General features: G+C 69.2%; 12 protein-coding genes. 4 read left to right on the top strand and 8 right to left on the bottom strand.

What is annotated here, in order from left to right:
* Position 1: 1 nt before the first annotated feature.
* From N1027_RS12545 to N1027_RS12575, 7 genes are all read right to left on the bottom strand, one after another.
* On the bottom strand, positions 2-2,821 hold the full coding sequence (locus N1027_RS12545) for a molybdopterin-dependent oxidoreductase (protein WP_259508370.1): 2,820 nt from the start codon (positions 2,819-2,821) through the stop codon (positions 2-4).
* Complete coding sequence (locus tag N1027_RS12550; protein ID WP_259508372.1) at positions 2,818-3,663, bottom strand: FAD binding domain-containing protein; 846 nt, start codon at positions 3,661-3,663, stop codon at positions 2,818-2,820. The genes N1027_RS12545 and N1027_RS12550 overlap by 4 nt, the downstream gene beginning before the upstream one ends.
* Positions 3,664-3,702: 39 nt before the next feature.
* Positions 3,703-4,149 carry a molybdenum cofactor biosynthesis protein MoaE gene (locus tag N1027_RS12555; RefSeq protein WP_259508375.1) on the bottom strand — a complete coding sequence of 149 codons (447 nt, stop codon included), beginning with the start codon at positions 4,147-4,149 and terminating at the stop codon, positions 3,703-3,705.
* Entirely contained in the window at positions 4,133-4,672 is a 540-nt protein-coding gene (locus N1027_RS12560) for a MogA/MoaB family molybdenum cofactor biosynthesis protein (RefSeq protein ID WP_259508377.1), read from the bottom strand. Before N1027_RS12560 ends, N1027_RS12555 begins: the two co-directional genes overlap by 17 nt.
* The gene (gene moaC, locus N1027_RS12565) at positions 4,669-5,148 is read right to left on the bottom strand and encodes a cyclic pyranopterin monophosphate synthase MoaC (RefSeq protein ID WP_259508379.1); all 480 of its coding nucleotides are present in this window, start codon (positions 5,146-5,148) and stop codon (positions 4,669-4,671) included. Before moaC ends, N1027_RS12560 begins: the two co-directional genes overlap by 4 nt.
* The gene (locus tag N1027_RS12570) at positions 5,141-6,403 is read right to left on the bottom strand and encodes a molybdopterin molybdotransferase MoeA (RefSeq protein WP_259508381.1); all 1,263 of its coding nucleotides are present in this window, start codon (positions 6,401-6,403) and stop codon (positions 5,141-5,143) included. Before N1027_RS12570 ends, moaC begins: the two co-directional genes overlap by 8 nt.
* 86 nt (positions 6,404-6,489) lie before the next feature.
* Positions 6,490-7,020 carry a hypothetical protein gene (locus N1027_RS12575; protein WP_259508383.1) on the bottom strand — a complete coding sequence of 177 codons (531 nt, stop codon included), beginning with the start codon at positions 7,018-7,020 and terminating at the stop codon, positions 6,490-6,492.
* 201 nt (positions 7,021-7,221) lie between these two features.
* Between N1027_RS12575 and moaA the strand changes: the two genes are divergently transcribed.
* Both moaA and N1027_RS12585 read left to right on the top strand, forming a co-directional pair.
* On the top strand, positions 7,222-8,349 hold the full coding sequence (gene moaA, locus N1027_RS12580; RefSeq protein WP_259508385.1) for a GTP 3',8-cyclase MoaA: 1,128 nt from the start codon (positions 7,222-7,224) through the stop codon (positions 8,347-8,349).
* Positions 8,350-8,604 (top strand): MoaD/ThiS family protein, encoded by a 255-nt coding sequence (locus tag N1027_RS12585; RefSeq protein WP_259508386.1) that lies wholly within the window; start codon positions 8,350-8,352, stop codon positions 8,602-8,604.
* A 269-nt stretch (positions 8,605-8,873) separates the two neighbouring features.
* Here the strand turns inward: N1027_RS12585 and moeB are convergent, their stop codons facing one another.
* Positions 8,874-10,115, bottom strand: a complete 1,242-nt coding sequence (moeB, locus tag N1027_RS12590) for a molybdopterin-synthase adenylyltransferase MoeB (RefSeq protein WP_259508388.1) — start codon at positions 10,113-10,115, stop codon at positions 8,874-8,876.
* Between the two features lie 112 nt (positions 10,116-10,227).
* Between moeB and N1027_RS12595 the strand changes: the two genes are divergently transcribed.
* Entirely contained in the window at positions 10,228-10,584 is a 357-nt protein-coding gene (locus N1027_RS12595) for a VOC family protein (RefSeq protein WP_259508389.1), read from the top strand.
* A gap of 91 nt (positions 10,585-10,675) precedes the next feature.
* Positions 10,676-14,332: a chromosome segregation protein SMC gene (gene smc, locus N1027_RS12600; protein ID WP_259508392.1), complete on the top strand. Its 3,657-nt coding sequence runs from the start codon at positions 10,676-10,678 to the stop codon at positions 14,330-14,332.
* The last annotated feature ends 1 nt before the right edge of the window (position 14,333 follow it).

Raw genomic sequence — 14,333 nt, forward strand, 5'->3', positions numbered from 1 at the left:
TTCAGGTGTTGAGCATCCTCCAGACCCGATCCCGCGAGATCGGCAGTTCATGCGGACGAACGCCGGTCGCGCGGCTCACCGCATTCGCGAGCGCGGCGGCGACGGGGTTGTAAGGAGCCTCGCTCATCGACTTCGCCCCGAACGGTCCGACCTCGTCGTCCGTCTCGGCGAAATACACTTCCGTCGCCGGAACATCGACCAGCTGCGGCACGTGATAGCTCCGGAACACCTGCGTCGTCACCAGCCCCTGGTCGAGGATCATCTCCTCGTAGAGAGCAGACCCGATCGCCTGCGCGACGCCACCCTCCACCTGGCCCCGGAGTTGCTGGGGATTCATGACGAACCCGGGGTCGGCAGCCTGCACGGACTGCAGAATCCGCACCTCGCCGGTCGCCGAATTCACCGCGACGCGCATGCCGTGCACGTTGAAGGCGAGCGAACGCTTCGACCCGTCTTCCGAGCCCTCGGCGGTCAGGAAGCCGCCGGCTGCGGCGGCGATCTCGGTCAGTGTGACGAGGCGGCCTCCGAACCGGACCCCCTCCGCGACGAGTTCTCCGGCGCCGGTCGCACCACCGGTCGCGCCACCCACGCCGGCGAGCTCCGAGGCGACGCGCAGCACATCGGCCCTCAGGGCAAGGGCCGCGGCGTGCAACGCCTTGCCGGCCACCACGATCCCCGCCGAGCCGAACGCCCCCGTGTCGTATTTCGCGGCATCCGTGTCGGACTGCTGGATGCGTACACGATCGACCGACGTTCCGAGCACACTCGAGGCGATCTGGGTGTGCACCGTCGTCGTGCCGTTGCCGAATTCGGAGGTACCGACGGCGATGAGGTATCCGCCATCGGCCTGCAGGGTGACGCTCGCCTGCGAGAAGTGACCGCGCGGCGGGAGAGTCGCGATCATGGTCGCCGCCATCCCCTCGCCGACCGTCCACTCCGGGCCTTCGGGCGCCTGGACACCGTTGCCTCGTGCCAGGGCGCCTTGCGTGAGATCGAGGCATTGGTCGAGCCCGTAGCTGCCGAAGATCAGGTCGTCGCCTTCCACGTGGGAGGCGACGAGCGGTTCGCCGGGCCGCACCGCGTTGATCCGGCGGAGTTCGAACGGGTCGAGGCCCAGTTTCATCGCCAACTCGTCCATCGCCGATTCGACGCCGAAGACGACCTGACCGAGGCCGTAGCCCCGGAACGCTCCGGAGGGGATGTTGTTCGTGTAGACGACCTCCGCATCCACCTTCTTGTTCGGTGCGGTGTAGATGCTGACGGTCTCGCTGACACTGTGGAACATCACGCCCGGGCCGTGGTTTCCATAGGCGCCGGTGTCGCTCAGAACGTCGACCGAGATTGCGGTGAGCTTGCCGTCGTCGGTCGCTCCGAGCTCGACGGAGACGCGCATGGGGTGGCGGCACGGAGCCAGGGCGAATTCGTCGCTGCGAGTGAACTCGAACTGCACGGGCCGGCCCGTCTTCAGAACCGCCAGCGTCACCACGTCTTCGGTGAGGATCTCCTGCTTGCCGCCGAACCCGCCGCCGACCCGCGCGGTGAACACCCGCACCCGGTCGGGTTCGAGACCGAAGATGTGGCTGATCTCATCGCGCACGAGGAACGGAACCTGCGAGCTCGTGCGCAGAACCAGACGATCGTCGTCGTCGATCCAGCCGATCGTGGCGTGTGTCTCGAGTGCTGCGTGCGACACGCGGTGGGTCTGCCAGGTACCGGCGACCCGCACGTCGGCTGCGCGCATCCCCTCGGCCAGCGAGCCGATCTCGGTGTGCACGGATGCGATCACGTTGCGTTCCGGCTCCGCCACCCGCGATTCGGCGGGTGCCTTGTCGGCGTGCAGGAGTGGAGCACCGGGCTGTCGCGCCTCTTCCGGATCGAACACCGCGGGGAGCAGCTCGTATTCGACATCGATGAGTCGGCAGGCGGCTTCGGCGATGGCGACCGAGTCGGCGACGACCGCGGCGATCCGCTGCCCGCGGAATCGCACGACGGTGTCGAACACCCGTGTGTCGTCGGGGTCGTCGGTGCGGAACTCGTGGCGCGCGGTGGAGTACAACGTGGCCGGCGCGTCTGCGGCCGTGAGCACGGCGTGAACCCCCGGCAGCGCGGCGGCGGCCCGCGTGTCCATCGACAGCACCCGCGCGTGAGCGTGCGGGCTCTGCAGCAGCTTCAGGTGCGTGACGCCGGGAACAGCCACGTCGAGGGTGTAGGGCTCGCGTCCGCTGACGATCCGGCGACCGGCCGGCGCACCCACCGACGTGCCCACCGTCACGGCTGCGGCAGCGATACCAGCATCAGGCGACACCGAACGCTCGGCGCTCCGCACCTGCCCGCACAGCCCTTCGCAACCCGCTCCGCCCGCGTGCTCGCCGCCGCGGAGGGCTGCGGCCTCGCAGACACCGTGACGGATCGACGCCTCGATCGCCCGATACCCGGTGCAGCGGCAGAGGTTGCCCTTCATGAGGCGCGGCAGGTCGTCGAGTTGCTCGGGTGCGAGCGTGGTCGCGGTCACGACCATGCCGGCCGTGCAGAAGCCGCACTGGAACCCGGCGTTGTCGACGAAGCTCTGTTGCACGGCGCTCAGATCGTCGGGATCGCCGAGGCCGGCCACCGTGGTCACGATCCGGTTCTCGGCGCGGCAGGCGGGGTAGACGCACGAGTGCACCGGCGTTCCGTCGACGATCACCGAACACGCGCCGCAGTCTCCCGAGTCGCAGCCTTTCTTGACTTCGAAATGCCCCTGATCGCGGATGAAGGTGCGGAGGCACTGCCCGGGCGCGGGGGTCGCATCGAACTGCTCTCCGTTCATCACGAACTTCATCGCACGACCTCCGTCTCGGTCGCCGGACCGGCATCCGGTGTGGACAGCTCGTCCAGGATCTCTCGTGCGAGGAGCGCCGACACAGCGCGCCTCCAATCGGCCGCGCCGTGCGGATCGGTGAACCAGGTCTCGATCCGTTCGACGTCGCTCGTGAGCTGCGTCGGCTCGGGGAGCGTCGCGTAACGGAGCTGTTCGGGGTGGAGCGTCGCGCCCGACACCGTGAGGATGAAAGCGCCGTCGGCGTCGAGCCGCCCGATGATCACGGCTCCCGAGCGCCCGAGCGGCGACAAGGCGATCTTGCGATACGCCGTGCGTGCCTGCAGCGAGGTCAGCGGCACCTCCAGGGCTCGGAGCACGTCGCCGTCTCGCAGTGCGTTGCGGCCGTTACCCGTCACGAAAGACGCCACGGGAATCCGCTCATCGGTGCCGTCAGCGCGCCAGACCAGTGCGTCGGCATCGAGCGACGAGAACAACGACGTCATCGGCCCGGCCGGCAGCGACGCGCAGATGTTGCCTCCGACGGTCGCGACGTTCCACACCTTGAACGAGCCGAGCAGGGCGGTGCAGCATTGGAAGAAGAGCGGATGTGCCGGCCAACCCCGATCGTCGGGCATCGACGCGAGCTCGGCGAGGGTGCAGGTCGCCGCCACCTCGAGGCCCGTCTCGGTGACGGTGAGCGACGGCCAGTCGAACGTCATCAGATCGACGAGCGCGGTGAGGTGGTCTTGCCGCTCGGAGAAGAGCCACGAGCCGCCCGCGAGCGGAGCGGAGGTCGCGCCGAGTGCGACCAGATCGTCGCGACGACGAGCCGGGACGATCGCCCCGATGGTGTTCAAGTCCACGTGGTGCTCCGTTCGAATCTGCTGGTGCGGTTTCTGTGGTCAGCCGATCGAAGCGACCCACTCCGTCGTTCCATCGTCGAAGGACTGCTCCTTCCAGATGGGCACCTTCGCCTTGACCTCGTCGACGAGGTCGGCGCACGCGGCGAAGGCCTCGGCGCGGTGGGGAGATGCGACGGCGCAGGCCAGGGCGATGTCGCCGATCGTGAGATCGCCGACCCGATGGGCGACGGAGAGCACGACGGCCGGATGCGTGCGCGCCACCTCGAGAGCGACCGTGCGGATCACCTCGGAGGCGCTCGGATGCGCGCTGTAACTCAAGGCGAGCACACCGCGCCCCTCGTCGTGGTCCCGCACGACGCCGGCGAACGTCACCACGGCACCCGATCCCGGCCCTTCGACAGCAGCGGCGCACTCTTCGACGGAGACGGCGGTCTCCGACACCCGGGCGAAGCGCACACGCTCTGCGATGTCAGTCGTGTCTGGCATGGTCACCCCCATGAATCTGATCCACCAGATGGTCGAGCACCCCGTCGAGCACCGAGAGTCCGTCGCGCACGCCGCCCGACGAGCCAGGCAGGTTGACGATCAGGGTGCGACCGGCGACCCCGCAGAGTCCGCGTGAGAGGATCGCGAGCGGCGTCTTCACCGCACCGACCCTCCGGATCTCCTCCACGACCCCCGGCAGCTCGAAGTCGAGCACGGCCCGGGTCTGCTCCGGGGTGCGGTCGGTGGGCGAGGCGCCCGTGCCGCCGGTCGTGACGACGAGCGCCATCGCGTCACCGACCGCCTCACGCAGGGCTTGCCCCACCGGTTCGCCGTCGGGCACGACGACAACGGTCGCCGGCCACCCCCGTGCGGCGAGCCAATCGAGAATCACGGGCCCGGTGGTGTCCTCGTAGACGCCGGCGGCGGCACGATTCGACGCCACGACGACTCGCGCACGTACGGCTCCGCTCGGGGCCGACTCGCGGTGCTCGGCGTGCTCGCTGTGCTCGGTGTGCCCCGTCATGCCCGGGTCCATTCGCCGCTCGCGCCGCCCGACTTCGAAAGCACCTCGATGTCGGTGATCGTCGCTCCCCGGTCGACGGCCTTGATCATGTCGTACAGCGTCAGCGCCGCGACCGACGCGGCCGTCAGCGCTTCCATCTCGACCCCCGTGACGCCCGTCGTGCTGACGGAGGTCTCGATCCGGATGGTCGACTCGTCCGTGCTAAATTCCACGGTCACGCCGGACAAGGGCAGGGGGTGGCAGAGCGGGATGAGGCTCGAGGTCTGCTTCGCCGCCAGGATTCCGGCGACCCGTGCCACAGCGAGCGGTTCGCCCTTGGGCAGGTCGCCGGCGATGAGCAGGCCGATCACCTCGGGCCGGGTGCGGACGACCGCCTGCGCTGTGGCGACCCGCTTGGTCGTCGCCTTGCCTGAGACGTCGACCATGTGCGCCGATCCGTCGGCGGTGATGTGGGTGAGTTCAGTGCCGTCAGCCATCGATCCTCCAGTAGTCGAGCTCATCGCGCGCCGTGACGGTCGAGACACCCACCGGAACGTGCACCAGCACCGTGGATTCGGCGTAGGAGTGCAGGAGATGACTCGACGGTCCGCCGACGAGTTCGAGCGTGCCGTCGTCGTGCACGATTCCGCGGCGCAGCTGATGCGCCGAAGCCGGGGATTCGAACGCGTGCGCCGCACGGCCGTGTCGCAGTTCGCGGAGCGGATCGGTGACGCCGAGCGCCGAGAGGATCGCGGGCCGCAAGAAGGCCTCGAACGAGACGAGGGCGCTCACCGGATTGCCCGGCAGACACACGACCGGAACGGGGGTGGGGAGGTTCGCGAGCCCGAAGCCCTGCGGGCCGCCCGGCTGCACGGCCACCTTCTCGAAGCGCACGCCTCGTTTCTCGAAGGCGTCGCGCACGACTTCACGCGCGCCCGCGCTCACGCCGCCGACGGTGACGACGAGATCGATGCCGGGCGCTTCCCGAACGACGATCTCGAGAAGATCGGCCGCGTCGTCGGAACGGCACGGGATCGCGGTGACCGCGCATCCGATGCTCTGCAAAGCGGCGGTGAGAGCCACGGTGTTCGCGTCGAAGATCTGGCCCGGCTGCAATTCCGACCCGGGGTCGCGGATCTCGTGACCGGTCGACACGAGGAGCACGCGTGGCCGCCGGCGCACCGGCACCGACGTGGCGCCGGTGCCCGCGACCACGCCGAACTGTGCGGGCCCGAGCCGGCTCCCGGCACGCAGCAGAATCTGTCCGCTCGTGATGTCCGAACCGGCGACCCGCACGAAGGCGCCCGGCGCGACGGGTCGGCCGAAGCGCACCGAGGCCGCGGCCGCGGCGGCCGGGAAGACCGGCGGATCGGCCGACTCGACCGGGATCACCGCGTCCGCTCCCTCGGGAACCGCTGCTCCGGTCATGATCGGCGTCGCCGTGCCCGGGGCATGCCGGGCGAAGGAGTCGCCTGCGGCGATCCGGGCTGCTACAGGGAGGGTGACCGGTGAGCCGGCGGTTGCCGCGCCGAGGTCGGCGGATCGTACGGCGAATCCGTCCATCTGCGAGTTGTCGAAAGCCGGGAGGCTCGAGGGGGAGAGAACGTCGGATGCCAGGACACGATGGGCGTAACGCTCCGGATGAGCCGTCAACGCGTCGCCGGAGACGGTCAGGATCTCGGCCTCGAGGGCGCCTGAGATACCGCCGACGAGCGTTGTCACGTCGCTCCGATGGTGCTCGATCGTGCGCATCGTCCCAGTCTGCACCATCGTTGTCGGCACGGTCGCGGGTGCCGCGCACCGGTCGCACGGGATCGCTCTCGTGCGACCGGTGGGGCTCAGTGCTCCCGCAACGCCCGCAGCGGTACGGTGCCCACGCAGGGAACCGCGATCAGGTCTCCGACCGAGAGGTCTTCCGGCACCGGAATGGCGAGAGCGGACTCCGCGGCATCGGCTGCCTGATCGCTCGCGAGGCAGGTCGCGAGCACGTGGCGAGCCGTCGACACTCGGCCGACCAGCCGCGCCTCGCTGGCCACCGGATGCGCGTGTCCGAGGTCGCCGTCGACGACGACCCGCAGAACGGGTGCCGTGCCCGCCGACGGGGTCACCGGCATCGGCTCGATCTGCAGGATGCGCACGACCACCACGCAGGCTTGACCGGTGGGCGAGGGGCGCCCGTGGGTACCCGGCACGACGGAGGCTGCGGTGTGCACGCAGGGTGTGCCGCAGAGATCGACCAGACGGAGCAGGGAGATGCCGGCGACGAGCACATCGGTCGTCGTGGCGACGGTGTGCTCGGGCCACCGATCGGTGGAGAGGGGGTCGGGGATGCTGCGTCGCAGCGACGGGATGATCGTGGTGAGGGTCATCGATGGTGTCCGGAGGCGAGGCGTCCGGAGACGGTATGGCTGTGCATGTCTCAGCTCTACGCCTGTGGAACGACGCGTCGGGCGGCCCTAACGCGATCCTGGCGCGTCGGGATGCGTTCCGTACGCGCCACTGACGCGCCCGACGACCCGACATCGTCGAGTCCTCGTCCGCCACGCAGTCTCGGCGCGTAGGCTCTCAGCATGGTTGTCGTTCTGGGAATGCCGCAGCCGCGTTCGGCCGGGCCGCGGGGCCCCTCGACCGCGTCCGTCGGAGCGCGCCCGGCGGTGAGCCTCCCGGGCGAGCGGCCCGCGGCATCCGGACTCATCGATCGCTTCGGCCGCGAAGCCACCGACCTGCGCATCTCGCTCACCGACCGCTGCAATCTCCGCTGCACCTATTGCATGCCGGCGGAGGGCCTACCGTTCCTCGCACCTCCGGCGCTGATGTCGCTCGAGGAGATCACGCGGTTCGCGCGCATCGCGGTGACCGACTTCGGGGTTCGACAGGTGCGTTTCACCGGCGGTGAGCCGCTCCTGCGCAAAGACCTGGTCGAGATCATCCGGTCGGTCGCCGCCCTCGATCCGCGCCCTGAGATCTCACTCACGACGAACGCGATCGGCCTCACGAGCCGTGCGACGGCGCTCGCCGAGGCGGGCCTCGACCGGATCAACGTCTCGCTCGATTCGATCCACCCGGAGACTTTCGCGAAGATCACCCGCCGCCCCTTCCTCGACCGGGTGCTGTCGGGCATCGACGCCGTGCGCGCCGCGGGGCTGACGTCCACGAAGATCAACGCCGTGCTGATGCCGGGGATCAACGACCACCAGGCGGTCGAACTGCTCGAATGGGCGCTGGCCGGCGGCCACCAGCTGCGCTTCATCGAGCAGATGCCGCTCGACGCCGATCACACCTGGGAGCGCGAATCGATGATCACGGCGGCCCAGATCCGGGAGCGGCTGACCCGGCGCTACCTGCTGAGCCCCGACGACGCGCCCCGCGACGGTGCCCCGGCGGAGCTGTTCCAGGTGCGGGAGCGGGCTGACGGCCCCGACGGGCCCGTGCTCGGCCTCGTCGGCATCATCGCATCGGTCAGCGAACCGTTCTGCGCGGACTGCCGACGCACTCGCCTCACGGCCGAGGGAGCGGTGCGCAGCTGCCTCTTCTCGCACACCGAGACCGATCTGCTCGGTCCTCTCCGCGCCGGCGCCGACGACGCTGAACTGGCCGACCTGTGGCGCGGAGCGATGTGGGCGAAACCGTCCGGACATCACATGAACGAAGCCGGATTCGCGCAACCCGACCGCCCGATGAGCGCGATCGGCGGCTGAGTGAGCATCCGCATCCGTTCCTTCGCCGCGGCGAAGGCGACTCTCGGCGCGGCCGAGCAGCAGAGTGACGCTTCTGGAGTCACGATCGACGAGCTGATGGGCCAGCTGGCCGCCGGTGCACCGGATGTCGCTGCTGCGACGACCGTGCTCGACCGGTGCTCCTTCATCCTGAACCGTCACGCGACCGCCGATCGCACCGTCGTTCTGAGCGACGGTGACGAACTCGACATCCTCCCGCCCTTCGCCGGCGGCTGACCCGCGGCGCGACTCCACCTTCCCATCACCTCACCGCAAGGCGCGCCGCAGCGGCGGCGGCGCCGGGTGTCAGCAGTGCGCGGCGGCGTGACGTCGCGCACAGCGGTGAGAGCACACCTCACCGGAAGGCGCGCCGCAGCAGCGGCGGCGTCGGGTGTCGGCTGTGTGCGGCGGCGTGACGTCGCGCGCAGCGGTGAGAGCGGCCCGAACTCCAGCCCCATTACCTCACCGCAAGGCGCGCCGCAGCAGCGGCGGCGCGCAAAACCAACTCAGTACCGCGGCTTCGAGGGCTCCACATCGGTGACCCAGGCGTCGATGCCGCCGCGCACGAACACGACGTCGTCCCATCCGTTCTCGCGCAGTGCGGCGGCGGCGCGCTGGGAGCGGGCGTCGTGGTGGCAGTGGATGATCACCCTTTCCTGGGGCGGCAGGATCTCGCGGGCGGCGTCGCTGAGGATCTGTCCGAGCGGCACGAGCTCAGCACCGTCGATCGCGACGAGAGCGTGTTCGTGCGGCTCGCGCACATCCACGAGCACGAAGTCCGCCTCGCCGCGTTCGCGGGCGTCGAGGAGGTCCTTCAGCTCGGTCGGTGAGATCGAGGCGAGCGGAGCGGGAGAGGTGGGGAGAGCGGATGCGTCGGTCACGGACTGCCTTTCGAAGAGCTTGGTCGCGGGGCCGGTTGCGGCCGGTCCCTGGAGGGAAACGCTGTAGGGCTCCCCGATATTCGCTGCCTTGGCACGCGGAGTGGCGTGCCCGAACGCAACCTCACGCCACGACGCGTCGAGCGCGTCGTGAACGAGCAGGCGGCCGAGGAGCGGCTCGCCGTAACCGCCGAGCAGTTTGAGGGTCTCGGTGGCCATGACGGCGCCGAGCGCTGCGCAGACGGGGCCGAGCACGCCGGCGACGGAGCACGACTCGGCGGGGTCGGCATCCGGCTGCTCGGGGTAGAGGTCGTCGAGGGTGCGGTCGAGGCCGTCGGGGGCGGTCGCCCAGAACACCGTCACCTGGCCGTCGAAACGGAGAACGGATGCCCAGACGAGCGGTTTGCCGACGAGCGCACAGGCGGCGTCGACCACGTACTGCACCTCGAAGTTGTCGGTTCCGTCGACGACGACGTCGTATTCGGAGACGAGTTCGAGAACGTTCGAGGTGGTGACCTCCTCGTCGTGTTCGATCACGTCGACGAGGGGATTGAGTGCGCGCACGGCAGCGGCAGCGGAGGCGGTCTTGCGTTCGCCGACCCGCGCATCCGTGTGGATGGTCTGCCGTTGCAGGTTGGACACCTCGACGACGTCGGAGTCGGCGATCCCGATCGTGCCGACGCCGGCGGCGGCCAGGTACTGCAGCACGGGGGAGCCGAGACCGCCCGCGCCGAGCACGAGCACCCGCGAATCCTTCAGGCGTCGCTGCCCCTCGAGTCCGAGGTGCGGGAGTGCGATCTGCCGGGCGTAGCGCACCAGCTCCTCGCGGGTCAGTTCCGGGCCGGGCGAGACCAGCGCTTTCAGGGCCATCCGGGATTCCTTTCGCGTCCTCTCCAGCGTAAGGCTGTGGAGAACCTCGGCGGCGCCGCGGCTTGTCCACACCCCTTCCCGGGCGGTGCGGATGCCGCCTACCGTGGTGGGCATGACACTCACCTGGACACAGATCGTGATCGATTCCGAGAACCCCCGAGAGCTCGCCCACTGGTGGAGCGAGGCGCTCGGTTGGCCCATCACCTTCGAGGCCGACGACGAGGAGGAGGTGGAGATCGCTCCGCACGCCGAGGCGCAGCCAGCCATCCTGTTCGTGCCGGTGCCCGAGAAGAAGTCGCTGAAGAACCGTCTGCACCTCGACTTCCGGCCCGACGACCAGTCGGCCGAGGTCGCGCGGTTGCTGGCAGCGGGCGCGACCGGGGCCGACGTGGGTCAAGGAGACGACGTGACCTGGGTGGTGCTGGCCGATCCCGAGGGCAACGAGTTCTGCGTGTTGCGCGCCCGATGAGGCCGCGAGGCCAGTCACTGCACGGGAAGCGGTGCGGAATTCGATACCGTAGTGCACACCGGAGGCGCGAGAGCAGGATGAGAGGCGGCGCGTGTATCTGAAGAGCTTGACCCTCAAGGGATTCAAGTCCTTCGCCAACCCCACCACCTTCGCGTTCGAGACCGGCGTCACCTGCGTGGTCGGCCCGAACGGCTCGGGCAAGAGCAACGTCGTCGACGCCCTGGCCTGGGTGATGGGGGAGCAGGGCGCCAAGACACTCCGCGGCGGCAAGATGGAAGACGTCATCTTCGCCGGCACGAGCACCAAGGGTCCGCTCGGTCGCGCCGAAGTCACGCTCACGATCGACAACGCGGATGGCGCGTTGCCGATCGAGTACTCCGAGGTCACGATCAGCCGCACCCTGTTCCGCAACGGCGGCAGCGAATACGCCATCAACGGCGACAGCTGCCGGCTGCTCGACGTGCAGGAGCTCCTCTCCGATTCCGGGCTCGGCCGCGAGATGCACGTCATCGTGGGCCAGGGGCAGCTGGATGCGGTGCTGCACGCGACTCCCGAGGGTCGGCGCGGATTCATCGAAGAGGCGGCCGGCATCCTGAAGCACCGCCGGCGCAAAGAGAAGACGCAGCGCAAGCTCGAGGCGATGCAGGCGAACCTGACGCGGTTGAGCGACCTCGCGGGCGAGATCCGACGCCAACTGAGGCCGCTCGGCCGGCAGGCCGAGATCGCGAAAGAAGCGCAGTCGATCGCCGCCATCGTGCGCGACGCCCGTGCGCGGCTGCTGGCCGACGAGATCGTGGGTCTGCGCACGGCTCTGGATGCGCACTCCCGCAGCGAGAGCGAACGCCACACCGAGCGGATCGTGTTGCAGGAACGACTCGAACAGAACCAGCTGCGCATCAACAGACTCGAGCAGGCGCAGGTCGGCGACGCCGTCGATCTCGCCCGGCGCACCAGCTTCGGTCTCGAATCGGTGCAGGAGCGCTTGCGCAACCTCTACAACCTCGCCAACCAGAGGCTCGCGTTGCTCGGCAGCGAGGAGAGCGTTCCGGATGCGGGCCCCAGCGTCACACCCGCCATGGTGAGCGACTCGAAGGCGGAGGTTCTGCGCCTGCACGGTGAGGTGGCCGCAGCCCAGACAGCGTGGGAGGCCTCACAAGTCGTCACCACGAGAGCACGCGGCTCCCTCGACGCGCTCGACGAGCAGATCGCCTATCAGAGCTCCCTCGTCTCGAAGCACGACCTCGAGCTCTCGAAGCTGACGGGGCAACTCGAGTCGGCCAACACCCGCCTGGCCACGGTGCGCGGCGAGGTGCTGCGGCAGCAGAACGCCCTCGACGCCGCGGCTGCGCGGCGCGAGACGGCGCAGGCCGACTTCGCGCGGGCCGAGGCAGAGGCGGCCATCGGCGAGGTCGACGAGACCGATCTCGACGAGGCGTACGAATTCGCCCAGTCGCAGGTGTTCGAAGCCGACGCCGAGATCGAACGCCTGCGCGAACAACTCCATACCCACGAGCGAGAGCGCGACGCCCTCGCGGCACGCACCAGTGCGCTCACGATGGCGCTCGATCAGAAAGACGGATCGGCCGAACTCGTCGCTGCACGTCTCGACGGCATCCGCGGGCTCGTGGCCGAGCACGTGAAAGTCACTCCGGGCTACGAGACGGCGATCGCCGCGGCACTCGGAACCCTCGCCGACGCCGTGCTGGCCGACTCGGTCGAGTCGGCCGTGAACGCCGCCAACGCCGCCGCCGAAGGAGACATGGGCCGGGTGGAGCTGATCATCGCCGACTCGACTCCCGAAGCCACGCTCGGGCAAGATGCCCTCGTGCAGATCGACGGCATCGTGGCCGCGACCTCGGTCGTCACCGCTCCGGGCGGCGTTCTCGGCGTGCTGGCGTCGATGGTCGTCGCCGACGACCTCGACGCCGCCCGCCGCGCCTGGCGGGCTCTCGAGCCGTCAGCCGGAGCGGGACTGACGGTGGTCACCCGCAGCGGCGAGGTGCTCACGAGATACATCCTGCGTGGCGGATCGGGCGCGACCCGATCGCGCATCGAACTGGTGGCCGAGCGTGACTCGGCGGCGATTGCGCTCGATGAGGAGAATTCCCTCATCGAGCGGGCCCGATTCGCGTTGGCCGAACAGCGGGGCATCGCCCAGGTCGCCAAGGAGCAGTCGCAGGCTGCCCTCTCGGCGCTGCGCGAATACGACGCGAAGCTCGCGGCCCGCACCGAGAAGCTGAGCCGCCTCAAGGCGCAGGTCGAGGCCGGCACGGGTGAACTCGAGCGCCTGCAGAAGGCCCTGCAGCTCGCTCAGGATGCGGTGGGCCAAGCCGAGCAGTCCGCCGACAAGGCGCGAGGCGAGCTCGAAGCCGTGCGCGAACGCCCGCGCCCCATCCTCGATGTCAGTTCTCGAGATGGCCTGTTGGCCGAGCTCGAAGCGGCACGCGACCGCGAGGTCGAATCGCGCTTGGGCGTCGAGACCGCCCGCGAACGGGTGCGGGCCGAGCAGGCTCGCACCACCGCCCTCGAAAAGCAGCTCGAGGCAGACCGCGCGGCCGCGGAAGCCGCGGCGCGTCGGGCAGTGATCCGACGTCGGCAGATCGAGGCGGCGACCGATGTGGTCGAGTCCCTGCCACCGGTGCTCGAATCCATCGACCGCTCGGTGAGTGAGGCGAAGGTGCAACTCGCTCAGCGTGAAGCGGAGCGCGCCGAACAGAACGAGGAATTGCTGGGACTCCGGCGAGACGAGGCGGCGCTCCGGGAACGACTGCAGGCGATCACCGAGAACGTGCACGGGCTCGAACTGCAGATCTACGAGAAGAAGCTCCACCTGTCGAGTCTGCTCGAGCGTGCCGGCTCCGAGCTGGGGCTCGTCGAAGACGTGCTGGTGGCCGAATACGGCCCCGACCAGCGGATTCCGGATGACAACGACGTCGCGTCCATCGACACCAGCGCGGCGGCTGTGGCCGCGGCGACGGCAGAGCTCGAACCAGCGGACTCCGATGACGACGAAGACGCCCCTGCATTCGTCACAGGGCCTGCCACCGCGGCCGACGAACGATCCGCACCGGTCGGCCGGCCCTTCGTGCGCTCGGAGCAGCAGCAGCGGCTCGCGAAGGCCGAGCGCAAGCTCGCCGAACTCGGCCGGGTCAACCCGCTGGCGCTCGAGGAGTTCGACGCGCTTGAGCAGCGCCACAAGTTCCTCACCGAGCAGCTCACCGATCTCACCAACACCCGCAAAGACCTCCTCACGATCATCGAAGAGATCGACGACCGGATGCAGACCATCTTCGAGAGCGCCTTCGCCGACACGCAGGAAGCGTTCGCCCAGGTGTTCCCGATCCTGTTCCCGGGCGGCACGGGCTCGATCCACTTGACCGACCCGCAGAACATGCTGACGACCGGAATCGAGGTCTCGGTCAAGCCCGCGGGCAAGAAGATCGAACGTCTGTCGCTGCTCTCCGGTGGGGAGCGGTCGCTCGCTGCGGTCGCCCTGCTGATCGCGATCTTCAAGGCCCGCCCCAGTCCCTTCTACATCATGGACGAAGTGGAGGCGGCGCTCGACGACGCGAACCTCGGTCGGCTGCTCACCATTTTCGAAGATCTGCGCCAGACGAGCCAGCTCATCGTCATCACCCACCAGAAGCGCACCATGGAGATCGCGGATGCCCTCTACGGCGTCTCGATGCGCCAAGACGGCGTCTCCGCGGTCGTCGGCCAACGGGTGAAGGCCGAAGAGCCGGTCTAGA

Origin of the sequence: Herbiconiux aconitum (assembly GCF_024979235.1) — a bacterium.
GTDB lineage: Bacteria > Actinomycetota > Actinomycetes > Actinomycetales > Microbacteriaceae > Herbiconiux > Herbiconiux aconitum.